Genomic DNA, 22008 nt, shown 5'->3' on the forward strand with positions numbered 1-22008 from the left:
CCGGCCCCTGGCGGCCTCATGCGACTGGACGGATACGACCAATGGAAACCGTTAAACTTGGCGTTGCCGGGGTCGGACATTTCGGGCGCTACCATGCTTTGAAGGCAGCGGCGGCGCAGCGGGCACAGCTGGTCGGGGTCTATGACCGTGACCCCGAGCGGGCCCGCACGGTGGGCTGGGAAGCGGGCGCGCCGCCCTTGCCTTTGGAAGAGCTGATCGCCGCGGCGGACGCCATTATCGTCGCGACACCGGCCGAAGCGCATTACGAGATCGCGGCGCGCGCCATTCGCGCCGGCCGCCATGTGCTGATCGAAAAGCCCATCACCTCGACCCTGGCAGAGGCGGACAGTCTTGCCGCCCTGGCGCGGGAGCATGACGTCGTGCTGCAGGTCGGCCATCTGGAGCGGTTTTCGGCCGCCCACAGCGCCGTCTCGGCCCGCATGGGCAAGCCGCTTTATCTGGAGGCGGTGCGCGTCGCGCCCTTCAAGCCGCGCGGCACGGACGTCTCGGTCATCCTCGACCTTATGATCCATGACCTCGACCTCATCCTGGCGCTGGTCGACGCGCCGATCGAAAGCGTGGATGCGGTGGGCGCGGCCGTGGCCAGCGCGCATGAGGATATCGCCAATGCCCGCGTGCGCTTCACCAATGGCTGTGTGGCGACCATCACCGCCAGTCGCATTTCGCTGAAGACCGAACGCCGCATGCGCATCTTCGCGCAGAGCGGCTACCTTGCCGTCGATTTCGCAGGCCGCAAGCTGACGGCCATCGTCCGTGGCCAGGGCGGGGGCTTCCCGGTGCCCGGCATGCCGGATTTCTCGATCAAGGAAATGGCTTGGGAAGACCATGACAGCCTCGCCGCCGAGCATGAGGCCTTCTACGCCTCGGTCCTCGACGGGGCAGCCGTGCTGGTGGACGCGGCAGCCGGGCGCCGCGCGCTGGCGGCCGCCATTGCCGTGAAGGAGGCGATGGACCGCTCCAACGCTCTCGTCACCGCCTCCGGCCTGTTTAACCCGGCGGAATAGCCTGCCGCTCCGCCATAAGGGCGAGCACGGCATCCGCTGCCGCTTCCGAAGGCAGGCCGTGCGGCGGCGTCAGGCTTTGCATGACCGCAGCGAAAGCTGCCTTCTGCGCCTCGGCAGCCCCGGTATCATTGAGAAGTCGGGAAATCTCATCGGCCAGACGGGTCGGCGTGCAGGTCTGCTGGATCAGTTCCGGCACCACCTCCCGCCCCGCCAGGAGATTGACCATGGCGGCGTAGGAGACTTTCACCACGCGTTTGACGATGGCGGCGGTGATCGGGTTGACCTTGTAGGTCACGACCATCGGCACGCCAGCGAGTGCGAGTTCCAGCGTCGAAGTGCCGGATTTCGTCAGCGCCACGCGGGCGGCGGCGAAGGCGTCATGCTTGTCCCCCACATCCGTCACCAGGATCGGCTTGATCGGCCAGGCAGCAACCGCCGCCGTCACCTTCGGGGCAACATAGGCCGCGACCGGCATGACCGGGACCAGATGCGGGAAGCGCGCAGCCAGCATGGCCAGCGCTTCCGCGAAGACCGGCATCAGGCGGGTAATTTCCGTCACGCGGCTGCCCGGCATCAGGATGACGGGCATCGCCTCCGGCGCCAAATTATGGGCCGCCCGAAACCGCGCGCCGTCCCCCGTATCGGCACCTGATTCCAGCACCGGATGGCCGACGAAATCCGCCGGCAGGTTGTGGCCTGCAAAGAAGGCCGGCTCAAAAGGCAGCAGGCATAGCAGCTTGTCCCAGAGACCGGGATATTTGCGGACGCGCTTCTCGCGCCATGCCCAGACCTGCGGAGCGACGTAATGCGCGCGCGCCAGACCGAGCGGCGCGATGCGCTTCAACAGCCGCAGCGTGAAGCCGGGACTGTCGATGGTGACGACGACATCGGGCCGGCGAGACGCGACATCGGCCACCGTCTCCTCCATCCGGCGCTTGAGCTGCCGCAGCTTCGGCAGCACTTCGGCGAGGCCCATCAAAGCAAGCTCATGCATCGGAAACAGGCTTTGGAAGCCCAATTCCGCCATGCGCGCGCCGCCGATACCGGCGAAGCGGGCGTGAGGCATCCGTGTCTTGATCGCCCGCATCAGGCGAGCGCCGAGCACGTCGCCGCTCGCCTCCCCCGCCACGATATAGATGAGCGGACTATCGCTGCTCATCAGAGCGCCTTTTCCATAAACAGGCTCAAGGGGTCGTCCTGATAGGTGCCGAAGGGCGCGATGCGGCGAAAGCCGGTCGCTTCGTAAAGCCCGATTGCTTCCGGCTGGCGGATACCGGTCTCCAACCTCAGAAGGGAAAGCCCCTGCTTGCGCGCCTCCGCCTCAATCGCGGCGAGCAAAGCGCGTGCCAGGCCGAGTCCCCGCGCAGCGGGAGCGACGAAGAGGCTTTTGACCTCGCCATAACGCTCATCCACACGCATCAGCGCGCCGCAACCGCACGCCGTGGTGTTGTTGCGTGCGACGAAGAAGGAAACATCCGGCAGTTCCAGCGCACTCTCATCCAGGTGGTGATTGCTCTCCGCCGGATAAAGCGCGCCCGACAGCGCCCAGGCCGGTTCCAGCAGCGCCCGCACCGCTGGCTGATGGACGGGTTCGCGGGCGACGGTGACTGTCATTCGAAGGTAACGACACGGCAACCGTTGGGCGCCGGCGGCCAGTCACGATGATTGCGCACGCCACCATTCTCGCGAATATTTTCGATCAGGCCGGGGTCGAGCTCCGCAAAGACAAGGCCGGGCTCATCCAACTGGCCTTTCGCGATAACACCGTCATCCGGAAAGCCGCGATCGCAAGGACCGAAGACCCCGGCATAGCCGCGATTGACGTCAAGCGTCGCGGACCAGGGCGCAACACCCACGGTCGGTGTGATGGCAACAAAGCACTGGTTTTCGATCGCCCGCGCGCGCGCCGAAAGATGCACGCGATTGAAACCCCAAAGCGTATCGGTGCAGGAGGGCGACAGGATCAGCCAGGCACCGGCTTCCACCTGCGCCCGCGCCAGCATGGGGAATTCGACGTCATAGCATATGGAAATGCCGATGCGGCCCCAGGGCGTCTCGAACACCTGGGGCTCATCCCCCGCCGCGACATGCCATTCTTCGTTCTCGAAGCGGGTCATGACCCGCTTTTCCTGAAACTGCACGACGCCATCGGCCGAGATGAAGGGCGCACGGTTGCGGACAAGACCGTCGCGCAGCATCGGCACCGAACTGCCGAGCAGCCAGATACGATGGCGCGTGGCCGCCTGCCGCATGATCTCGACGATACTCTCAGCCCTGATCACGATCGCGTCGCGTTCCGAGACGGCGTCACCGGCATCGGTGAAGGCAGCGGCCAGTTCCATGGCGGCGTATTCAGGCAGGACCAGCATCTGGGCCCCGTCTTCCTTCGCGGCACGGATGATGTCGTCGATCTTGACCTCGAAATCATCCAGGCTGCGCAGACGCTCGATCGGGTATTGCGCCAAGGCGAGGCGAAGGCGGGTCACGGCAATGCTGCTCCTGTCAGGGATTTGAGCCAGAAGGAAAGGCGATGTGCCGTTTCCTCGTCCTCGCCCACATCCCGCCAATGCATCAAACAGCGGAGCTGGGGGTAAGGCGTGAAGCCGCGCTTGCGCCAGAAGGCATCAAGCGGGACAGCATCCTCCGGCTTCGCCGGATGATCGGCCGGGCGCTGAACCGCGCAAAAGGCAGCAAAGTCGCAATCCGATACCGCGCGCGCATGAGCCTCACGCTCGGCAAAAAACCGCACGCCTGCCCCCGTCCCACGATAGTGGCGCAGCAGGATCGATTCGCCGAAATAGAAGACGCGGTCTATAGCAATGCCGGCGGCCAGGAAGGGCGCCTGAACATTGGGCGTCTCATCCGTAAGCGGCAGGCAGGTTGATGCGCCAACCACCGCGTCACCGTCCAATGCCAGCACAACGCCGGCGCGCGGGCTCAGCGCATAGGTGCGGAGATAGGTTTCCTCATAGGTCCGGTCACCTTCATACAGATAAGGCCAGTCGCGAAAGACCGTGATGCGCAGCCGGGCGAGTGCCGGCACGAAGGGAAGGACATCCGCACCGCTGACGGTGCGGATGGTCAATGCTGTTTCGCTCATCCGCAGGCATTGCCGCGCAGGATGACGGCGACGACGACTTCACCCGCACCGGTGCCAGACGGACCCATCTGGAAAGTCGCCTCGCAGCCCATCGTAACGACCGTGGTAGGTTGATACCAGCCGCCGCCCCAACCGCCGCCCCATGGGCCCCAAGGCCCGCCGCCCCAGCCAAAGCCGGGACCACCGCCGGGGATAACCTGGGTACTCTGCCAGTCATAGGCGAGGTATTTGATACCGCCGGTGGTGATGCTGCGCTGGGGCACGCCCAGGCCCTGGACCAGGGCCGTTTCCGGCTGGCCGATATAGGCGTGCAGCCGCTGAGACAGCGTCGGCCCGGTCTGGCAGCCAGCAAGGCCGAGAAGCGAAAGGGCGCCGAAGACGCCGAAGCGGAGTGTCGAGTAGCGCATCCGAATATCCTACCGGGAAGCGAGGCCTGCCTGCTAGCATGGCGTCATGAACGTCGCCATGCGCAAGCTCATGACCCTGGCCGAGTTCCTGTCCTGGGAGAACCGGCAGGAGCTACGCTACGAGTTCGACGGGTTCCAGCCGGTCGCCATGACCGGCGGAACGGCGGCGCATGCGGGCATTCAGGTAAACATTCTGAGCGCTTTGGCAACGCGGCTTCGTGGAAAGCCATGCCGTGCCTACGGCTCTCATCTTAAGATCGAGGTCGCCGGCCGGATCCGCTATCCGGATGCCTTCGTCATCTGCACGCCGGTCGCCAATGAAGCGCTTGTCGTCGCCGAGCCTGTCGTCGTGTTCGAGATTTTGAGCCGCAGCACAGCCGCGACCGATCTTTTCGCCAAGAATGCCGAATATCGCGCCACACCGAGCATCCAGCGCTATGTCATTCTGGAACAAGGCAAGGCGGCCGCTATGGTGTTCACGCGCGAGGGCGAGAACTGGCTGTCGGAGATCCTGACCGATAAGGATGTCCTGCCTATGCCGGAAATCGGCATCGAAATCCCGCTCACGGAATTCTACATCGATATCGACCTCAGCACCCCGCCCGAGGGCGACACGGTCGAGGTATGACACTTGCCTCCGACCTCATCGCTTTCACGCTCGCGGCATCGCTGCTGACGATCACGCCCGGGCTGGATACCGCGCTGGTGTTGCGGACCATCGCGGCAAGCGGACCCGGCCAGGCTTTCAAAGCCGCCTGCGGTGTCGCCCTTGGCTGTTTCGCCTGGGGACTGATCGTGGCCGCCGGGCTCGGTGCGCTGCTGGCGGCCTCCCACCTTGCCTATGAAGCGCTGCGCTGGGTCGGCGCCTTGTATCTGTTCTATCTCGGCGGAAAGCTGATCCTGTCGCCAAGGCGCGAGGGGATCGAACTGCGCGACGCCCGCATGCCCGTCGCCCCCCGCGTCTGGCTGCGCGGGTTTCTGACGAATATCCTGAACCCCAAGGTCGGCATCTTCTACGTGTCATTTCTGCCGCAATTCATCCCCCCACATGCCAGCGTGCCGGTGATGATCGTGGCGCTTGCCGCCATCCACGTCGTGCTTGGTATTGCCTGGTTCGGTCTGCTGATCGCGGCCGCGCGCTCGCTTCTGCCACTATTGCAGAAGCCGCGTGTGGTGGCCGCGATGGACCGGCTGACCGGCTTTGTATTCCTCGGATTCGGCTTGAAACTCGCGTTCAGCGCGCGCGTCTAACCGGCATCCTGCGGCAGCCACTGCACCTGGTCGATGCGGTCCGCCCCGGACGCGATCATCGCCAGACGGTCGAAGCCGAGCGCGATGCCGGCGGCAGGCGGCATCCCGTATTCCAGGGCCGCCAGAAAATCCTCATCCAGCGCCCAACCTTCCTCGCCATAGATCGCCCGCCGCCGTGCGCGATCTTCCATGAAGCGCGCCCGCTGCTCGGCCGCGTCCGTCAGTTCCACGAAGGCATTGGCGAGTTCCATGCCGCAGACGAAGAGTTCAAACCGTTCGGCGACGCGCGGATCTGAAGGGTCCCTGCGGGCGAGGGCCGCCTGCGCCGCCGGCCAATGGGTGAGGAAGGTGGGGTTGGCCTGGCCGATCGCGGGCTCCACCTTCGCGAGCAGGAGCCGGAAGAAAAGGTCCTCCCAATCCTCCCCTGCCCGCAGCTTTTCCCCCGCGGACGCGGCTAGGGCGGCTGCGTCCGCCGCCGTGCCGAGCAGATCGGCGCCGAGATAGCGCTGGAACGCGTCGGCGACCGTCAGATGTTCCATGTGTGACAGCTCTGTCGTGACCCCCTGAGACGTCACCACCGGTGGCAACACGGCGCGCAGAAAGGCCGAGGTCTCAGCGATCAGATCATCCATGCCGGCGCCGGGATTGTACCATTCCAGCATGGTGAACTCGGCCGCGTGGCGGCGGCTGCCCTCCCCGTTTCGCCAGACACGGGCGAGCTGGAAGATAGGGCCAGCCCCCGCCACAAGCAGACGCTTCATGGCAAATTCGGGACTGGTATGGAGGAAAAGCGGCGTGCGGCTGCCGTCGACCCCGATACGCTCCGTGCGGAAGGCCGAAAGATGGACCTCCTCCCCTGGCGCCGGCACCGCATAGGGCGTCTCGACCTCGGTATAGCCGCGTGCCGCGAAGAAGGCGCGGGTCGCGGCAAGCAGCAGGGATCGCCGCCGCAGGAAGGGTTGCCGGGCGGCAAGGCTTTCAGGATGCCAGACGGGTAAGGAGGCCATAACCTAGCCGGTTAGCATTTCCCGCCAGCGATCACGATAGGCGCGGAGCGCATCGGCCTGCGGCAATGCCTCAGACCCTGCCGCATGATGTTCCTTGGGCGGGATGAAGCCCGCCAGCCAAAGCACAGCCGCCGCGATACCGCCGCGTGTGCCGCTGGGCAACACCACATCGGCCGGGCGCAGGCTGGCGAGCAGGCCCGGAAAAAGCGGATTGGCGGCGAAAGGCCCATCGACCAGGATGGCGCCCTGCGTGCCGAGATGATCGAGGATAAAATCGGCCATCAGCGCGCAATAAAGCGTCGCGAGGGCCGCGCGGCCGGCGGGCGACAGGCCCTCATCCGCGATCAGCTTGCCGTCCCGTCCCTGACAGGGGCCGGCGAGGGCGAAGCTCGGCAGCGCCGTGGCTCCCGCCTGCAAGACCTCGGTGAGTGCGCCGATGTCTGGCGCGACGGCGCGACCGGCCTCTCCCGCTATCGCCGCATATTCCCGTCCACCCATGAAACGCGCCGTGGGTGTCGGCACGCCGAGTGCATCGACATTGGCGAGCATGTCCTCCGTCTCATGCAGAAGCGAGAGATCCGCGCCCTTGGCGAGAATGATGCACCAGGTCCCGCTGGAGATGACGGAGAAATTCTCGGCCGTATCGCGCGCAACGCGATGAGAGAGGTAGGAGGCGTTGGAATCGTGAATGCCACAGATGATCGAACAATTGTCTGGCAGACCGGTTGCCTCCGCGATCCCTACCCGCAAAGGCCCAAGCACCGCGCGTGCCGGCTGTATCGGCGGCATCAACGGCCCCCAGCCTTGCTGTGCCACCAGCGTGGAAAACCCTTCCGCAGCCGGATTCCAAAGATCGGTGTGGCAACCAAGCGAGGTCACTTCAGACGCCGCCACACCGCTCAACCGATAGGACCAATATTGCGGATAGGGCAGGATGTATTGCGTGCGGAAAAAAACATCCGGCAACAAGCGCTGCACGGCGAAAATCTGCGTGCCGAGATTGAGCCCGGCAGGAAGCCCCGGCGACAAGGTTTCCGCAAAGCTTGGGCGCAATGCGCGATAATCAGGCAGGATCTTATCGTAGCAGCTATCTTCGTAATCGGGCGCGAGCAGCACTTCGCCGTCCCGTCCGACCAGAACCATGGCGGCACCATGCGCCACGGGTACGATAGCGCGAATGCGATGCTTCTCGGATGCAGCCGTCAATTCGGCGATCAGCCAGGATTCGATGCCATGGACGTCAAGCTGCTTCGCGAAAGGCGCGACATCTGCCGTAACGATCGCGGGCGACGGTCTCTCCACCGACCAGAAGGTCCGGCCCGTCTCTTCCACCAGCATCAGCTTGGCATTGGTCTTGCCGATATCGATAACGGCCACCAGGGCAGACATGGCAGATCAATCCAGGTGAAAGACAGGGGTTAGCGGCACCACAACCGGCGATGAATCGGGATTGGTCGCCATGATATCGCCCATGTGTTTCCACCAGCGCTGCATCACCGCATGGGCCGGAAGCTCTGCCATGCGGTGATCCACATTCCGGCGCAGGACCGCGAACAGGGCGTGGGTCTCGGGATCCAGAAAGATCGAATAATCGCTGATCCCGGCTTCATGCAGCAGCGCCACCAGATCCGGCCAGATCTCATCATGCCGGCGCGTATATTCTGCCGCCTGACCTGGATTGAGCTGCATGCGGAAAGCGATCTGTTCCATTCCTATCGCCCCTAATGCCGCCGGCGCCGGCCGGAATAGCCAACGATGGAGGAGAGGGCCACGACCCCGATCAGCAAGCCGCCGGTGACGATGGCCAGCACGATACCCGGCACATTGAGCAGCGAGAGCCCAAAGGTCACAAGACCGATGAGCAGGGCAGAGAGCACGACGCCGAGAATGGAGCCCTGACCGCCATCGATGGAAATGCCGCCGAGGATCACCATGGTGATGACCTCCAACTCCCATCCCGTCGCGATGGAGGGGCGGGTGGAGCCGAGGCGGGAGGTCAGCAGCACCGACGCCAAACCCGAGACCGCGCCGAGGAGCACAAAAATCCAGAACTTGTAGGCATCCACGCGAATACCCGAGAGGCGGGCCGCCACCGGATTGGCCCCGATCGCGAAAATGCGCCGGCCGATCACCGTCGTATGCAGGACAATGGCGAAGACGATGGCGAGGGCCGCGAACAGCACCAGCTCGAAGGACACCGGTCCCCAGACATAGCCCTGGCCGAAATAGGCGAAGTCCGGCTTATAGGATTTCAGCACGCCGTCGCCGATGACGGCATAGGCGATACCGCGAAACAGGCTGAGCGTGCCGATGGTCGCGACGATGGAGGGAACACGGAAGACCGTGACCAGGACGCCGTTGATCCCACCCGCGAAGACCCCGACGACGATACCGGTGACGCAGACCATAGGCGTGCCGAACCCGGCCTTGGCAACAAGACCCATCAGCACCGAGGCCATGGCCATCGTGCTGCCCACGGAAATATCGATCTCACCGGCGATGATCAGCAACGCCATGGGCAGCGCCATGATGGCGCGTTCGGTGAAGTTGAAGCTGGCGTCGGACAGCGTCCAGGGGCTCAGAAAATAGGGCGAGAGTTTCGTATTGAGCAGGAAGTCGGCGATGACGACGAGGCCGAGCAGCGTTTCCCAGCGCAGCAGTCGTCGCCAGGTGAAAGGTTTGGACGTCGTCCTGCGCGTCGGCACGGAGGAAGAGAGCGTGCTCATGACGATGCCTCCGCGCGCTCAAGTATCTTGCGGCCATGGTTCTTGCGATAGCTGCCCGCGTTCAGGATGACGGCGACGGTGATGACGAAGCCGCTGACGGCCATCTGAAAAAACGGGGAAATGCCGACGACCGGCAGGGCGTTCTTGATGATGCCCAGAAACAACCCGCCGATGACGACGCCGACAACCCCGCCGACACCGCCGGTGATGGAGACGCCGCCGATGACGCAGGCCGCGATGACCTGAAGCTCGAAGCCCGAGGCGACATCGGTATAGGCGACCGCGAAGCGCGCAACCCACAGATATCCGGCCAGACCGGCAATGGCCCCCGAGAGCACGAAGGCAAGGCATTGCATGCGGCCGACATCGATACCGGCGTAACCGGCCGCATTCGGATTATTGCCGGCGGCATAAAGGTTACGACCCGAAACCGTATAGCGCAGAAACAGCCAGGCCAGCACCGCGACCAGCAAGCCAATCCAGCTCAACACGGAAATGCCGAGAATGGGAAAGCGCACGAAACTGAGGAAGAAGGGGGACATCTGGCCGCTATTCACCCAGGCGCCGCCGGAGACGAGATAGACGCAACCGCGATAGACCGACAGCGTGCCGAGCGTCACGACGATGGACGGGATACGGACCTTCCAGACCAGAAGCCCGTTGAACAGGCCAAGGGCCGCGCCCATGACAATCGCGATCACGAGGACGGGCAGAATACCCGCACCCGGATAATGCGCGTTGAACAGAGCGACGACCATGCCGGTCAGTGCCGCATTGGCCGCGACCGACAGATCAACACCGCGGGTGAGCAGCACGAACATCTCCCCCACTGCCAGCATGATCAGCAGCGCCGTGTCATCGACCAAGGACTTGAGATTGTCGATGACCAGGAAACGCGGAAAGGCGATGGTAACGAGAGCGAGCAGAAGTAAAGTCAGCAGGCCGAGGCCTACCTCATGCGGCAATCCGCGGCGGACACCAATAAGCTTAAGCATCGGTTGCTGCCTTCACAATGCTTTCGGGGGTCGCTTCCGCGCGCGTGAATGTCGCGCGCAGCCGGCCGCGTCGCATGACAAGAATACGGTCCGCCATGCCCATGACCTCGGGAAGTTCGGAGGAGACCATGATGATGCCAAGGCCTTGGGCCACCATTTCCCCCATCAGGCGATAGACGGCAGTCTTGGCGCCGACATCGATACCCTTGGTCGGCTCATCCATGATGAGCACGCGTGGATTGGTAGCCAGCCATTTGGCGATGACGACTTTCTGCTGATTGCCGCCGGAGAGTTCCTCCAGCCGCTGGCTGACGCCAGACGTCTTGATCTGCAGCTGCGTCACGTAATCCTCGGCCAGCGCACGCTCGTCCGAACGGCGCATGAAACCCTTATGCGACAGATGCGACAGCGACGGCAGCGCGATATTGCTGGTGATGGGAAAGCGCAGAATGCCGCCCTGAATCTGCCGGTCTTCCGGCACATAGGCGATACCGGCGCCGATGGCATCTTCCGGCGCTTTGATGGTGAGACGGCGCCCTTCCAGATTGATCTCGCCATGGTCGGCGCGCGTCAGGCCGAAAATCGCCTGCATCACCTCGCTGCGCCCGGCACCGACGAGGCCGTAGACGCCGAGGATTTCACCGCGCTTAAGGCCGAAGCTGACATCGGCGAATTCCTCGCCGCGCGACAGCCCTTCGACACGGAACAGTTCCTCGCCGATCGGGACGGTAGTTTTCGGAAAGATCTGATCGACCGAACGGCCGACCATCATGGCGATGAGCTGATCGCGGGAGACATCGCGGATCAGCCCCTGCCCCACCGCCGCACCGTCGCGGAAGACCGCGAAGCGATCAGCGACATCGAAAATTTCCTCGAACTTATGGCTGATGAACAGTATGGCGCGGCCTTCCGCCTTCAGCCGCCGCACGATCGTGAACAGCTCCTCCACCTCGCGATGCGACAAGGCGGCCGTCGGCTCATCCATGATGACGATGCGGGCCTCGTTGGAGAGCGCGCGGGCGATTTGCACCAGATGCTTCTGCGCCACGCTCAATTGCCGCATGGGCATGCGCGGATCGATGCGCGGATCGAGTTCTGCCAAAATGACGCGAGCGCGTTCGCGCATCGTCGCCCAATCAACCATGCCGCGTTTGCGCGGCCGGTCGGTGACGAAGATATTCTCGGCGACCGAAAGATCGTCGAAAACAACCGCTTCCTGGTGAATGGCGCTGATGCCGAGACGACCGGCATTGTCGGCCGAGCCGATATGCACGGGTTCGCCGTTGAAGCGGATATCGCCGCCATCGGCGTGATGCACGCCCGTCAGAATCTTCACGAGCGTTGACTTGCCGGCGCCGTTTTCGCCGATCAGCGCGGTGACTTCACCGGGATAGAGGTCAATCTCACCCTTCACCAAAGCGCGCACGCCGGCGAAGGATTTGGTGACGCCTGCCAGGCTGAGTATCGGTTCGCTCATGCGAGCATCCACCTTCATTTGTCATGCGCGGGGTCAGTCTGCGCATCTACTTGACCGAGTAGATCCCCGGGCCAGGCCCGGGGACGACACCAATCAAAACGCGACTTAGAAGATCTTCGCGAATTGCTCGACGTTCGACTTGTCGTACGTGAAGGGCACGGCCATCGCACCCACACCATTCGCGTCGAAGGTAATCTTGCCCATGCGGCCGTCCGGCAGGCTGTTGCCCGGTCCCTTGGCCCCATTGACGAGATCGACCGCGACATAAGTCGTGGCATAGCCCAGATCGATCGGATTCCAGATCGCAAAGCTCTTGATGGAACCGGCTTCGACATGGCCTGCGCATTCGGACGGCAGGCCGAGGCCGGTGACATAGACCTGGCCGACCTTCTTCGCGTCTTCCACGGCCTTGGCGCTGGCAACGATGCCGACGGAGCTGGGCGAGACGATGACCTTAAGGTCCGGATACTTCTGCAGCAGCGCCGTCGCTTCGCGGTAGCTGTCATCGGCCAGATCATTGCCGTAGACGGTGGAGACAAGATCAAGCCCGGGATACTGGGGCAGATACTTCTTCATCACCGCGATCCACGCATTCTGGTTCGTCGATGTCGGCGTCGCGGAGACGATGGCGAACTTGCCCTTCCCGTCCGGCGCGGCGGCGGCAGCCAGCTTGTCCAGCGCCTGGCCGATCAGCTCATCGGAGGAAGGGGCCACATGGACAATGCGACCGTCCTGGCCGACCGAGGAATCATAGGAAATGACCTTGATGCCCCGAGCCATGGCGCGCTTGCAGATGGGCACCAGTGCGTCCGGGTCATTGGCAGAGATCGCGATGGCATCGACATGCTGATCGATCAGCGACTGGATGACTTCGATCTGGCCTTCCGCCGTGGTCGAGGTCGGGCCGGTGAAGATGATCTTCACATTGCCAATCTGCTTGGCAGCCTCTTCCGCACCCTTGTCAACGGCAACGAAGAAGCCGTTGCCGAGCGACTTCGCGACCAGACCGACACGAATTTCGCCGGCCGCGCGTGCCGAGCGGGCAAATCCCGCCGGGATGGCGGCCGCACCCAAAGCGGCGGCGGTCGTCTTGATAAATCCTCTACGGTCCATGATCATTCCTCCCTTTATTGTTTCGACGTTTTGCCGTCGTTTAGGCGATCATCTTGTGGCGATTACTAGGCGACGTGCAACAATCCTTTTCCCACGGGCTCGGCGCCCGCTTCGTCCGGTTCCACCACGATCGTTTCTATGCCGGCCGAGCGCAGAACCTCCAAATCCTCCGCAGCCGCCCCGCTATCGGTGATCACGGTTGTGATCCGCGAAAGTGGCGCGACGACCATCGAAGAACGCTGGCGCAGCTTGCGGCTGTCCGCCAGAATAACAAGCTTTTCGGCGCATTCCAGCAGTTTGATCTGCGCCTGAACGATGAGCGGATCGGTCTCCATCATGCCGAAGCTATTGAGCCCGTAGCAGCCGGTCAGCAGCACCCGGCCCCAGAAATGTTTTGTCGTGTCATGATCGAAAGGGCTCAACACGATATTCTGCTGCGGATAGATGGTGCCGCCGGGAATGGTGATCCGGTGGCGATTGTCCTGCATCAGCTCAGACGCCAGCGAAAAGGAATTCGTCAGAATATCGAGTTTCAGCTCACCCAGAAATTCCACAAGCCGATAGGTTGTCGTGCCGCCATTGATGACGACACTATCGCCAACCTCCAGCAGGCCCGCGGCAGCGCGCGCGATGGCGCGCTTTTCAGCGAAGCAGACACGCTCTTCCGTCGCGAAATGCACGGCGCCGAGATGGGCCTGGTGGCGTGGCCGCAAAGCCTCCGCCCCGCCGCGCACGCGGCGCACCTCCCCCCGATCGGCCATGGCCGCGATGTCGCGCCGGATGGTGGCTTCGGAAGCCACCAGCAGCTCGACAAGCTCCGTCACCGAGACGACCGAACGGTCCTCGACCAGATTCAGGATGATACGATGGCGCTCGCGCTCAAGCACGGACGGTTGTTTCCCCATTGGTTGACCGCAGAAAGCGTCAGAAACGCGCATCCGTCAAGCATCTTCTTTCAGATAATGATCGTTTTTTATCGAAGATGGTTGATCATGAGCGAAGATGGGGTTAGGAGAACCAGAACGCCAAGCGGAAACCGGCCGCATCTACCGGTGAAAAGCGGACCAGCGGGAGGATCGAATGGACGCGCTCGACCATGTATCTTTGCTAGAGAATCGTTGGGATGACGCGACGGCGACGGGGCTGAGCCCCGAGGCGCTGCTGGTCTACCGGTCCAATCTGCTCGGTTCGGACAAGCGCATCACCAATTACGGTGGCGGCAATACCTCCTCGAAGATCGCGATGAAGGATCCGCTGACCGGTGAGACGGTGCAGGTCCTCTGGGTCAAGGGATCGGGCGGCGATATCGGCAGCATCAAGCTCGATGGTTTCGCGACGCTCTATATGGACAAGCTCCATGCGCTGCGCGGCATTTATAAAAGCACCGACCAGGAAGACGAGATGGTCGGGCTCTACAATCACTGCACGTTCAACCTGAACCCACGTGCGACCAGCATCGACACCGCCCTGCATGGGTTCATCAATCATCCGCATGTCGATCACGTTCACCCCGACGCGATCATCGCCATTGCCGCCTCGGCCGACAGCCGTGCGCTGACGCAGGAGATCTTCGGCGAGGAGATCGGCTGGGTGCCCTGGCGTCGCCCGGGTTTCGAGCTTGGCCTTTGGCTGAAGAAATTCGCCGATGAGAACCCGCAGGCGAAGGGCCTGGTTCTGGAAGCCCATGGCCTCTTCACCTGGGGCGAGACCCAGAAGGAATGCTACGAGACGACGGTTGCCACCATCAATAAGGCGACTGCCTTCCTGGCCGAGCGCAGCCGCGGCAAAGTCATTTTCGGCGGTGCGCGCATCGCGCCCGCAGCACCTGACACCCGACGCGCGGTCGCCGCCAGCCTGATGCCGGTCATCCGTGGCCTGATCAGCAAGGAAGGGCCGCTGAAACTCGGCCATTTCGATGACAGCCCGGAAGTGCTGGAATTCGTCGGGTCGAACGCGCTGGCGGAACTCGCTCCGCTCGGCACCTCCTGCCCTGACCACTTCCTGCGCACCAAGATCGCACCGCTGGTGCTGGATTTCGATCCGGCGACCCAGACGGTTTCCGACATCCTGCCCGCTCTGCCGGCAGCGCTGGAAGCCTACCGCGCTGGCTATGCCGCCTATTACGAACGCTGCAAGCACGATAATAGCCCGAAGATGCGCGACCCCAATGCGGTCGTCTATCTCATCCCCGGCATCGGCATGCTGACCTTCGCGGCCGATAAGGCAACGGCGCGCATTGCCGGCGAGTTCTACCGCAATGCCATCAATGTCATGCGCGGCGCCTCCACCGTTTCCACCTATCGCGGCCTGCCCGAGCAGGAAGCCTTCGACATCGAATACTGGCTGCTGGAAGAAGCGAAGCTGCAGCGCATGCCGAAGGCGCGCGCCATGGCCGGCAAGATCGCCTTCATCACCGGCGGCGCCGGCGGCATCGGCATGGCCTCCGCCCGCCGGCTGATGCAGGACGGCGCTTGCGTCATGATCTGCGATATCGACCGTGAGGTTTTGGAAACCTCCCGCCAGGAACTCGCCAAGACATATGGCGCCGATAATGTCGGCACCGTCTGGGCCGATGTCACCAAGGAAGATGCGATCATCGCGGCCTTCCGCGAGACGGCAGCGGCCTTTGGCGGGCTAGATGTTTGCGTCTGCAATGCCGGCATCGCTTCCGCCGCGCCGCTGGAAGATACCTCGCTGGCCCTGTGGCAGAAGAATATCGATATTCTCTCGACCGGCTATTTCCTGACCTCGCGCGAAGCCTTCCGTCTCATGAAGGATCAGGCCATCGGCGGATCCATCATTATGGTCGCGAGCAAGAACGCGCTTGTCGCCTCCCCCGGCGCCGCCGCCTATTGCACGGCCAAGGCCTCCGAACTGCATCTGTCGCGTTGCGTGGCTTTGGAAGGCGCGCCGCTCGGCATCCGTTCCAATGTCGTGAACCCGGACGCCGTGCTGCGCGGCAGCCGCATCTGGAAGGGCGAATGGGGCGATCAGCGGGCGGCCTCCTACCAGAAATCCTCGCTGGAGGAACTGGATGAGGTCTACCGTCAGCGCAGCCTGCTCAAGCGCAGCGTCTATCCTGAGGATATCGCGGAGGGCATCGCCTTCTTCGCCTCCGAGATCTCGGCCAAGTCCACCGGCAATATCATCAATATCGATGCCGGCAACGCCAACGCCTTTACGCGGTGAGCATCATGGATCAGATCATGTCTCCGGCACTGGACACAGACTTCATCGCTTCCCAGAACGCGCCGCTGGCGGCTGCCGTTCAGGAGGAGTATGACGCGCTCGGCCGCACGCTCGATCGGCGCGGCATCGATATCGCGGCGATCACAAGCGCCGTCGCGGCCTTCGCTGTCGCCTCGCCCAGCTGGGCTGTCGGGTCAGGCGGCACGCGCTTCGCGCGTTTCCCCATGGGTGGCGAGCCGCGCAATATCTTCGACAAGCTGGAGGATTGCGCGGTCGTCAATCGGCTGGCCGGTGCGACGCCCACCGTCTCGCTGCATTTCCCCTGGGATGAGGTCGATGACTTGTCGGGGTTGAAAGACTTCGCCGGCACGCTGGGTCTTGGCTTCGATGCCGTCAACTCCAATACCTTTCAGGATCATCCGGGCAATGCCTTGCACCCGCTATCCTATAAATATGGCAGCCTGAGCCATACCGATCCGGCCGTGCGCGCGCAGGCGGTGGCTCACAATATCCATTGCGCGGAACTGGGTGCCAAGCTCGGCGCCCCGGCGCTGACAATCTGGCTGGGTGATGGGTCAAACTTCCCCGGCCAGTCCAATTTCACCCGCGCCTTCGAACGCTATATCGATAGCGTGAAAACCGTCTATGCGTCCGTGCCGGGTGACTTCAAGCTGTTCCTTGAACACAAGATGTATGAGCCCGCCTTCTACTCGACGGTCATCCAGGATTGGGGTTCTTCGCTTCTCGCGGCGCAGGCCGTGGGTGAAAACTGCCTTTGCCTGGTCGATCTCGGCCATCATGCGCCCAATGTGAATATCGAGATGATCGTGGCGCGGCTGGTGCATGCCGGAAAGCTTGCCGGCTTCCACTTCAACGATTCGAAATACGGCGACGACGATCTGGATGCCGGTGCGATCGAGCCCTATCGCCTGTTTCTCGTCTTCAACGAGTTGGTGGACGCCGCCTATCGGAAGGCGCCGGGCTTCGCGCCGTCCTATATGCTTGACCAGTCGCATAACGTCACCGACCCGATCGAAAGCCTGATGACGAGTGCGGTGGAGGTGCAGCGCGCCTATGCCCAGGCGCTGCTGGTGGATCGCTCGGCGCTGGAAGGCTTCCAGGACGCGAATGACCCGATGATGGCGAGCCAGACCCTGAAACGCGCCTTCACGACCGATGTGCAGCCGATCCTGGCCATGGCGCGGCTGCAGAAGGACGCCGCCATCGACCCCGTCAGCGCCTATCGCGCCAGCGGCTATCGCGCGGCCGTCACCCGCATTCGCCCCGCCAAATCCGGCGGTTCGGGCGGGATTGTCTGAGGGGCGCCCTCTGCCTTGGATCCTGATCGGGCCGCCCGCGGGTTGTCGGCTGGCCGATCAGGGTCCAATAATCAACCCGAACGGGCGCCAGCCCAGCAACCGGGAGACAGAATTCCATGAAACTGCTGCGTTTTGGCCCTATGGGCTCGGAAAAACCTGGCCTTCTGGACGCTGACGGCCAGATCCGCGACCTGTCGGGCGTGATCGCCGATATCACGCCGGATACGCTGTCGCCCGCTGGCCTTGCCAAGCTGGCGGCGCTGGAGCCCACCAGCCTGCCGCTGGTCGACGGCAGCCCCCGCTACGGCGTGCCTGTGAAGAATGCCGGCAAGTTCATCGCCATCGGCCTGAATTACGCCGATCATGCCGCCGAATCCGGCATGCCGATCCCGAAGGAGCCGATCGTCTTCACCAAGGCCATCACCTCCCTCTGCGGCCCTAATGACACGGTCGTGATCCCCAAGGGATCCGTGAAGTCGGACTGGGAAGTGGAACTCGGCATCGTCATCGGCACCAAGGCGCAATATGTGGACGAAGCCTCAGCGCTCGACCATGTCGCCGGATATTGCGTCATCAATGACGTCTCCGAGCGCGAATGGCAGATCGAACGCGGCGGGTCCTGGGACAAGGGCAAGGGCTGCGATACGTTCGGCCCGACCGGCCCCTGGCTGGTGACGAAGGATGAAGTGGGTGATGTGCAGTCGCTCGACATGTGGCTGGACGTGAACGGCAAGCGCATGCAGACCGGCACGACCAAGACCATGATCTTCGGCGCCGCGACGCTGGTTGCCTATGTCAGCCAGTTCATGACCCTGCTGCCCGGCGATATCATCACCACCGGCACGCCGCCCGGCGTCGGCATGGGCATGAAGCCCGAGCCCGTCTTCCTCAAGCCCGGCGACGTGATGACGCTTGGCATCGAGAAGCTGGGTGAGCAGCGGCAGGATGTCGTTGCCTGGTCGCCCACGTAATCTGAAACCATGACCGTCGCCCTGGCCATTCCCTGCTTCATCGATGCCTTCTTCCCGGAAGTCGGCATCGCCAGCCTGGAGCTGTTGGAACGGCTTGGGGTCGATGTCACCTATCCGCAGGGTCAGACCTGCTGCGGACAGCCGATGGCGAATAACGGCTGCCAGGGCGCGGCGAAGGGTGCGGAAGCGCATTTCGTCGATCTGTTTGGCGATTTCGACGCGGTCGTCATGCCCTCCGGCAGCTGCGTGCATCACTTGCGCGACCATCTGGACGCGGTGCCGCAGACCGACCGTGTGAAGCATGTCCGCGCGCATACCTACGAACTCGTGGAATATCTGCATGACGTCTTGCAGGTGCGCGATTTTCCCTGGGCGGAATTCCCCCATAAGGTCGGGCTGCATAACAGCTGCGGCACCCTCCGATCCCTGCGCACGGCCAGCATGTCGGAGATGGGCGAGACGCCCTTCTCCAAACCGCTCGACCTTCTCCATGGCGTGCGCGGCATCGAAGTCGTGATGCCCGCACGACCTGACGAATGCTGTGGCTTCGGCGGCACCTTTTCGGTCGCCGAGGATGCCGTCTCCGGCCGTATGGGATTGGACAAGGTGCGTGATCATCAGCAGGCCGGTGCGGATTACATCGTCTCGGCCGATACCTCCTGCCTCATGCATCAGCAGGGCTGCGCCAGGCGCGCCGGCTTGCCGTTGCGCTTCATCCATATCGCGCAAATCCTGAACGGCGCGCGGGCATGAGCGCGGGCACCGACAAAACCAAACCGGTCGATCACGCCGGGGCGGCAGCGGCCTTCGTGGCCGATACGCCGCATCTGGCCTTCCATGACCGGCGCTTGTGGGAATTGCGCCAGAAGCGCGACGGGCAGATGCATGTCATCCCCGAATGGCAGGAACTGCGCAGCCTCGCCTCTGCCATCAAGGAACATACGCTCAGCCGTCTCGCCGATTACCTGGAGCAGTTCGAGGCGCAAGCCAAGGCACGCGGTGTCACCGTGCATTGGGCGAGAAACGCCGAGGAACACAATGCCACCGTGCTGCGCATCATGCGCGAGCACAAGGCTAAGACGCTTGCCAAGTCAAAGTCGATGTTGACGGAGGAGTGCGAGATGGCACCCTTCCTGGAGCGTCACGGCATCACCATCACTGAGACCGATCTGGGTGAGCGCATCCAGCAATTGGACGGACAGGCGCCGAGCCATATCGTGGTACCCGCAGTGCACAAGCTGCGTGAAGATGTCGCGCGCGTCTTCGCCCGCACCATCGGCGGCGACCCGAATAATGCCGATCCGAATGCCTTGGCAGAACATGCGCGTGTCACCACGCGGCCACTGATGCTGGATGCCGATATCGGCATGACGGGTGCGAATTTTCTGGTCGCCGAAACTGGTGCCGTCGTTGTCTGCACCAACGAAGGCAATGCCGATCTCTCGGCCAATATTCCGAAAGTGCATATTGTCTCGGCGGGAATCGAAAAGCTGATCCCGCGTCAGGCTGATCTGGGCGTCTTCATACGCCTGCTGTCGCGCAGCGCGCTCGGCTCCCCCATCACGCAATATACCTCGCATTTCCGGGGCCCGCGCGCGGGCGCGGAGATGCATATCATCCTCGTCGATAATGGTCGGTCGCAGCGGCTGGGCGAGGAAGATTTCTGGCCGAGCCTGAAATGCATTCGCTGCGGCGCCTGCATGAATACCTGCCCGGTCTATCGCCGCTCGGGCGGTCTCAGTTATGGCGCCGTCTATTCCGGGCCGATCGGTGCCATCATCAACCCATCCTATGACCCGATGCGCTATTCCACCCTGCCTTTCGCCTCCACGCTCAATGGCAGCTGCACCAGCGTTTGTCCGGTCAAGATCAATATTCATGACCAGCTGTATAAATGGCGACGGGTGATTGCCGAGCGCGGATTGCTGCCCAAGAACAAGGCTTTGTCGCTCCGCATCGCGGGCTATGTCTTGGCTTCGCCGCGTCTTTACCGACTGGCGACCGGGGCGGCCCGCATGGCGGTGCGTCATTTGCCCCGCGCGCTGCTGTACAGCAAGCTGAATTCTTGGGGCCGCGACCGCGAAGTGCCGGCAGCCCCAAAAGAGAGTTTCGCGGCCTGGGCCGCACGCAATCGCCCAGTGAAGCGATGAGCGCACGCGAAGATATTCTGGCACGACTGCGTGAGCGCCGGCCGGACGGTGAGTTTCCGTTGCCGGTGCTGCCAAGCTTTCCTGGGATCGAGGGCGATCTTGTCGCTGCCTTTCAACAGAATCTCGCCGCCATGGGCGGGCAATGCGTGCATCTGCCTGACCGCGAGGCGCTGGATCCCTTCCTGTGCGCGCGCCTTGGTGCCAGCCGATTGATCCGCACCTCCACCGACGAATTGCCGGGCTTCGCCCGTACCGATGCGGTGACAGATCCGCGTGATCTGGAAAACGTTCATACGGGCATCGTGCGGGCGCGCTTCGGCGTGGCGGAGACCGGATCACTCTTCCTCAGCGGCCGCGAGTTACAGGTGAATACCATCGCCTATCTCGCTCAGCATCTCGTCGTGCTGCTGGACCCGGCGGCCATCGTCCCCGGCATCGCGGATGCCTATCTGCGGGATGACTTTACATCCACCAACTATGTCTCGCTGATGACCGGGCCATCGGCCACCGCCGATATCGAGGGTGTGATGATCCGCGGCGCCCAGGGCGTGCGCAGCCTGACGGTTGTGTTTGCAAAGCCTATCTTCACAGACCCGACACGACCAGCGGATGCCCGGCAAGCTTAGCGTCACGCGTCAGCAGGCGCATGCCTTCTTCCTGCGCTTGCACAAGCAACAGTTCATCGAACGGATCTTTGTGACTGATGGCATGCGCGAGCGTCGCCGCGGCGTGGCGTGCAATCAATGGCATGAGTTCCCAATCAATCGCCTCCGCGAATGCCATGACGGCGTCGGGATCGAGCGGACCTTTGCGCGCGCCCGAGATATGAAAGCTGTGCCACTTTAACCGAAGTTCCCATACCGACACGGCCGAGAGCACGATCGGCATATCGGTTTCCGCCATCAATCTGCGTTCCGCATCGGTCAGAGAATCCGGATCGAGCGCCGCCCAAACAGCAATATGCGTGTCGAGCAGGAGTCTCACTCTTCCAGACCCAGCACCTGCCGACTGAAGGCGGGTTCGTCAAAATCGGCCGGCATTGTCACCTTGACGCCGTCCAGACCAAGGTCGCGACGGATGCGTTCAGCCTTTTCGAAATCCATGCCCGCGGGTCGCGCGACCGCAACCAAAGCGACGAATGGCACGCCATGCTTGGTCACGATTACCCGCTCGCCACGCGCGGCGGCGGCGGCCGCTTCAGCGAAGCGCGCTTTGACCTCCCGGATCGAAAATTCCATGGCGCATCCTCCGTCGCACAGACGCCCTTACCTGCGTCAT

General features: G+C 63.1%; 24 protein-coding genes. 9 read left to right on the forward strand and 15 right to left on the reverse strand.

What is annotated here, in order from left to right; genetic code table 11:
- Nucleotides 1–41: 41 nt before the first annotated feature.
- Nucleotides 42–1025 (forward strand): Gfo/Idh/MocA family protein, encoded by a 984-nt coding sequence (locus tag ACELLULO517_RS01800; RefSeq protein WP_227305315.1) that lies wholly within the window; start codon nucleotides 42–44, stop codon nucleotides 1023–1025.
- Here ACELLULO517_RS01800 and lpxB read toward each other — a convergent pair.
- From lpxB to ACELLULO517_RS01825, 5 genes are read right to left on the reverse strand one after another with little or no spacing between them, the layout of a single operon-like run.
- A complete protein-coding gene (gene lpxB / locus ACELLULO517_RS01805) occupies nucleotides 1009–2184 on the reverse strand; it encodes a lipid-A-disaccharide synthase (protein WP_227305318.1) in 1176 nt (391 codons plus the stop codon). The two genes, ACELLULO517_RS01800 and lpxB, sit on opposite strands and share 17 nt — an antisense overlap.
- Nucleotides 2184–2639 (reverse strand): GNAT family N-acetyltransferase, encoded by a 456-nt coding sequence (locus ACELLULO517_RS01810; RefSeq protein ID WP_227305320.1) that lies wholly within the window; start codon nucleotides 2637–2639, stop codon nucleotides 2184–2186. The genes lpxB and ACELLULO517_RS01810 overlap by 1 nt, the downstream gene beginning before the upstream one ends.
- Nucleotides 2636–3511 carry a carbon-nitrogen hydrolase family protein gene (locus tag ACELLULO517_RS01815; protein ID WP_227305323.1) on the reverse strand — a complete coding sequence of 292 codons (876 nt, stop codon included), beginning with the start codon at nucleotides 3509–3511 and terminating at the stop codon, nucleotides 2636–2638. Before ACELLULO517_RS01815 ends, ACELLULO517_RS01810 begins: the two co-directional genes overlap by 4 nt.
- Nucleotides 3508–4125 (reverse strand): GNAT family N-acetyltransferase, encoded by a 618-nt coding sequence (locus tag ACELLULO517_RS01820; protein WP_227305326.1) that lies wholly within the window; start codon nucleotides 4123–4125, stop codon nucleotides 3508–3510. The genes ACELLULO517_RS01815 and ACELLULO517_RS01820 overlap by 4 nt, the downstream gene beginning before the upstream one ends.
- Complete coding sequence (locus ACELLULO517_RS01825) at nucleotides 4122–4532, reverse strand: hypothetical protein (protein WP_227305328.1); 411 nt, start codon at nucleotides 4530–4532, stop codon at nucleotides 4122–4124. The genes ACELLULO517_RS01820 and ACELLULO517_RS01825 overlap by 4 nt, the downstream gene beginning before the upstream one ends.
- A 46-nt stretch (nucleotides 4533–4578) precedes the next feature.
- On the opposite strand from ACELLULO517_RS01825, the gene ACELLULO517_RS01830 reads away from it, so the two are divergent.
- Together ACELLULO517_RS01830 and ACELLULO517_RS01835 are read left to right on the forward strand one after the other, a co-directional pair.
- Complete coding sequence (locus ACELLULO517_RS01830; RefSeq protein ID WP_227305331.1) at nucleotides 4579–5160, forward strand: Uma2 family endonuclease; 582 nt, start codon at nucleotides 4579–4581, stop codon at nucleotides 5158–5160.
- The gene (locus ACELLULO517_RS01835; protein WP_227305333.1) at nucleotides 5157–5783 is read left to right on the forward strand and encodes a LysE family translocator; all 627 of its coding nucleotides are present in this window, start codon (nucleotides 5157–5159) and stop codon (nucleotides 5781–5783) included. Before ACELLULO517_RS01830 ends, ACELLULO517_RS01835 begins: the two co-directional genes overlap by 4 nt.
- Here the strand turns inward: ACELLULO517_RS01835 and epmA are convergent.
- The 8 genes from epmA to ACELLULO517_RS01875 all read right to left on the reverse strand — a co-directional run bounded on the left by epmA (nucleotide 5780) and on the right by ACELLULO517_RS01875 (nucleotide 13988).
- Nucleotides 5780–6790, reverse strand: a complete 1011-nt coding sequence (gene epmA, locus ACELLULO517_RS01840) for an EF-P lysine aminoacylase EpmA (protein ID WP_227305336.1) — start codon at nucleotides 6788–6790, stop codon at nucleotides 5780–5782. The genes ACELLULO517_RS01835 and epmA overlap by 4 nt on opposite strands.
- A gap of 3 nt (nucleotides 6791–6793) precedes the next feature.
- Complete coding sequence (locus ACELLULO517_RS01845; protein ID WP_227305339.1) at nucleotides 6794–8179, reverse strand: FGGY-family carbohydrate kinase; 1386 nt, start codon at nucleotides 8177–8179, stop codon at nucleotides 6794–6796.
- 6 nt (nucleotides 8180–8185) lie between these two features.
- Nucleotides 8186–8500 (reverse strand): L-rhamnose mutarotase, encoded by a 315-nt coding sequence (gene rhaM / locus ACELLULO517_RS01850; protein ID WP_227305342.1) that lies wholly within the window; start codon nucleotides 8498–8500, stop codon nucleotides 8186–8188.
- Nucleotides 8501–8511: 11 nt separating this feature from the next.
- The gene (locus tag ACELLULO517_RS01855) at nucleotides 8512–9516 is read right to left on the reverse strand and encodes an ABC transporter permease (RefSeq protein ID WP_227305344.1); all 1005 of its coding nucleotides are present in this window, start codon (nucleotides 9514–9516) and stop codon (nucleotides 8512–8514) included.
- Nucleotides 9513–10511 carry an ABC transporter permease gene (locus ACELLULO517_RS01860; protein ID WP_227305347.1) on the reverse strand — a complete coding sequence of 333 codons (999 nt, stop codon included), beginning with the start codon at nucleotides 10509–10511 and terminating at the stop codon, nucleotides 9513–9515. Before ACELLULO517_RS01860 ends, ACELLULO517_RS01855 begins: the two co-directional genes overlap by 4 nt.
- A complete protein-coding gene (locus ACELLULO517_RS01865) occupies nucleotides 10504–11988 on the reverse strand; it encodes a sugar ABC transporter ATP-binding protein (RefSeq protein ID WP_227305349.1) in 1485 nt (494 codons plus the stop codon). Before ACELLULO517_RS01865 ends, ACELLULO517_RS01860 begins: the two co-directional genes overlap by 8 nt.
- Before the next feature lie 105 nt (nucleotides 11989–12093).
- Entirely contained in the window at nucleotides 12094–13101 is a 1008-nt protein-coding gene (rhaS, locus tag ACELLULO517_RS01870) for a rhamnose ABC transporter substrate-binding protein (RefSeq protein ID WP_227305352.1), read from the reverse strand.
- Nucleotides 13102–13166: 65 nt separating this feature from the next.
- Entirely contained in the window at nucleotides 13167–13988 is an 822-nt protein-coding gene (locus ACELLULO517_RS01875; RefSeq protein WP_227305356.1) for a DeoR/GlpR family DNA-binding transcription regulator, read from the reverse strand.
- Nucleotides 13989–14181: 193 nt separating this feature from the next.
- On the opposite strand from ACELLULO517_RS01875, the gene ACELLULO517_RS01880 reads away from it, so the two are divergent.
- The 6 genes from ACELLULO517_RS01880 (at nucleotide 14182) to ACELLULO517_RS01905 (ending at nucleotide 21356) form a co-directional block, all read left to right on the forward strand.
- Nucleotides 14182–16290 (forward strand): bifunctional rhamnulose-1-phosphate aldolase/short-chain dehydrogenase, encoded by a 2109-nt coding sequence (locus ACELLULO517_RS01880; RefSeq protein ID WP_227305358.1) that lies wholly within the window; start codon nucleotides 14182–14184, stop codon nucleotides 16288–16290.
- Nucleotides 16291–16295: 5 nt separating this feature from the next.
- The gene (gene rhaI, locus ACELLULO517_RS01885) at nucleotides 16296–17609 is read left to right on the forward strand and encodes an L-rhamnose catabolism isomerase (RefSeq protein ID WP_227305361.1); all 1314 of its coding nucleotides are present in this window, start codon (nucleotides 16296–16298) and stop codon (nucleotides 17607–17609) included.
- Nucleotides 17610–17725: 116 nt separating this feature from the next.
- The gene (locus ACELLULO517_RS01890; protein ID WP_227305364.1) at nucleotides 17726–18580 is read left to right on the forward strand and encodes a fumarylacetoacetate hydrolase family protein; all 855 of its coding nucleotides are present in this window, start codon (nucleotides 17726–17728) and stop codon (nucleotides 18578–18580) included.
- 9 nt (nucleotides 18581–18589) lie between these two features.
- The gene (locus ACELLULO517_RS01895; RefSeq protein ID WP_227305367.1) at nucleotides 18590–19333 is read left to right on the forward strand and encodes a (Fe-S)-binding protein; all 744 of its coding nucleotides are present in this window, start codon (nucleotides 18590–18592) and stop codon (nucleotides 19331–19333) included.
- The gene (locus ACELLULO517_RS01900; protein ID WP_227305369.1) at nucleotides 19330–20730 is read left to right on the forward strand and encodes a lactate utilization protein B; all 1401 of its coding nucleotides are present in this window, start codon (nucleotides 19330–19332) and stop codon (nucleotides 20728–20730) included. Before ACELLULO517_RS01895 ends, ACELLULO517_RS01900 begins: the two co-directional genes overlap by 4 nt.
- Nucleotides 20727–21356, forward strand: a complete 630-nt coding sequence (locus tag ACELLULO517_RS01905) for a LutC/YkgG family protein (RefSeq protein ID WP_227305371.1) — start codon at nucleotides 20727–20729, stop codon at nucleotides 21354–21356. The genes ACELLULO517_RS01900 and ACELLULO517_RS01905 overlap by 4 nt, the downstream gene beginning before the upstream one ends.
- Here ACELLULO517_RS01905 and ACELLULO517_RS01910 read toward each other — a convergent pair.
- Complete coding sequence (locus tag ACELLULO517_RS01910; RefSeq protein WP_227305374.1) at nucleotides 21316–21714, reverse strand: type II toxin-antitoxin system VapC family toxin; 399 nt, start codon at nucleotides 21712–21714, stop codon at nucleotides 21316–21318. The genes ACELLULO517_RS01905 and ACELLULO517_RS01910 overlap by 41 nt on opposite strands.
- Nucleotides 21711–21968: a type II toxin-antitoxin system prevent-host-death family antitoxin gene (locus tag ACELLULO517_RS01915; protein ID WP_227305377.1), complete on the reverse strand. Its 258-nt coding sequence runs from the start codon at nucleotides 21966–21968 to the stop codon at nucleotides 21711–21713. The genes ACELLULO517_RS01910 and ACELLULO517_RS01915 overlap by 4 nt, the downstream gene beginning before the upstream one ends.
- Between the last annotated feature and the right edge of the window lie 40 nt (nucleotides 21969–22008).

The sequence above is a fragment of the Acidisoma cellulosilyticum genome (assembly GCF_020621385.1).
Taxonomy (GTDB): domain Bacteria; phylum Pseudomonadota; class Alphaproteobacteria; order Acetobacterales; family Acetobacteraceae; genus Acidisoma; species Acidisoma cellulosilyticum.

Coding starts and splice junctions, on each gene's coding strand:
- ACELLULO517_RS01800 (WP_227305315.1), top strand. CDS start 42: ATGGAAACCGTTAAACTTGGCGTTGCCGGGGTCGGACATTTCGGGCGC.
- epmA (WP_227305336.1), bottom strand. CDS start 6,790: ATGGCCTCCTTACCCGTCTGGCATCCTGAAAGCCTTGCCGCCCGGCAA.
- rhaM (WP_227305342.1), bottom strand. CDS start 8,500: ATGGAACAGATCGCTTTCCGCATGCAGCTCAATCCAGGTCAGGCGGCA.
- ACELLULO517_RS01810 (WP_227305320.1), bottom strand. CDS start 2,639: ATGACAGTCACCGTCGCCCGCGAACCCGTCCATCAGCCAGCGGTGCGG.
- ACELLULO517_RS01865 (WP_227305349.1), bottom strand. CDS start 11,988: ATGAGCGAACCGATACTCAGCCTGGCAGGCGTCACCAAATCCTTCGCC.
- ACELLULO517_RS01890 (WP_227305364.1), top strand. CDS start 17,726: ATGAAACTGCTGCGTTTTGGCCCTATGGGCTCGGAAAAACCTGGCCTT.
- ACELLULO517_RS01860 (WP_227305347.1), bottom strand. CDS start 10,511: ATGCTTAAGCTTATTGGTGTCCGCCGCGGATTGCCGCATGAGGTAGGC.
- rhaS (WP_227305352.1), bottom strand. CDS start 13,101: ATGGACCGTAGAGGATTTATCAAGACGACCGCCGCCGCTTTGGGTGCG.
- ACELLULO517_RS01880 (WP_227305358.1), top strand. CDS start 14,182: ATGGACGCGCTCGACCATGTATCTTTGCTAGAGAATCGTTGGGATGAC.
- rhaI (WP_227305361.1), top strand. CDS start 16,296: ATGGATCAGATCATGTCTCCGGCACTGGACACAGACTTCATCGCTTCC.
- lpxB (WP_227305318.1), bottom strand. CDS start 2,184: ATGAGCAGCGATAGTCCGCTCATCTATATCGTGGCGGGGGAGGCGAGC.
- ACELLULO517_RS01845 (WP_227305339.1), bottom strand. CDS start 8,179: ATGTCTGCCCTGGTGGCCGTTATCGATATCGGCAAGACCAATGCCAAG.
- ACELLULO517_RS01830 (WP_227305331.1), top strand. CDS start 4,579: ATGAACGTCGCCATGCGCAAGCTCATGACCCTGGCCGAGTTCCTGTCC.
- ACELLULO517_RS01915 (WP_227305377.1), bottom strand. CDS start 21,968: ATGGAATTTTCGATCCGGGAGGTCAAAGCGCGCTTCGCTGAAGCGGCC.
- ACELLULO517_RS01835 (WP_227305333.1), top strand. CDS start 5,157: ATGACACTTGCCTCCGACCTCATCGCTTTCACGCTCGCGGCATCGCTG.
- ACELLULO517_RS01825 (WP_227305328.1), bottom strand. CDS start 4,532: ATGCGCTACTCGACACTCCGCTTCGGCGTCTTCGGCGCCCTTTCGCTT.
- ACELLULO517_RS01820 (WP_227305326.1), bottom strand. CDS start 4,125: ATGAGCGAAACAGCATTGACCATCCGCACCGTCAGCGGTGCGGATGTC.
- ACELLULO517_RS01855 (WP_227305344.1), bottom strand. CDS start 9,516: ATGAGCACGCTCTCTTCCTCCGTGCCGACGCGCAGGACGACGTCCAAA.
- ACELLULO517_RS01905 (WP_227305371.1), top strand. CDS start 20,727: ATGAGCGCACGCGAAGATATTCTGGCACGACTGCGTGAGCGCCGGCCG.
- ACELLULO517_RS01895 (WP_227305367.1), top strand. CDS start 18,590: ATGACCGTCGCCCTGGCCATTCCCTGCTTCATCGATGCCTTCTTCCCG.
- ACELLULO517_RS01900 (WP_227305369.1), top strand. CDS start 19,330: ATGAGCGCGGGCACCGACAAAACCAAACCGGTCGATCACGCCGGGGCG.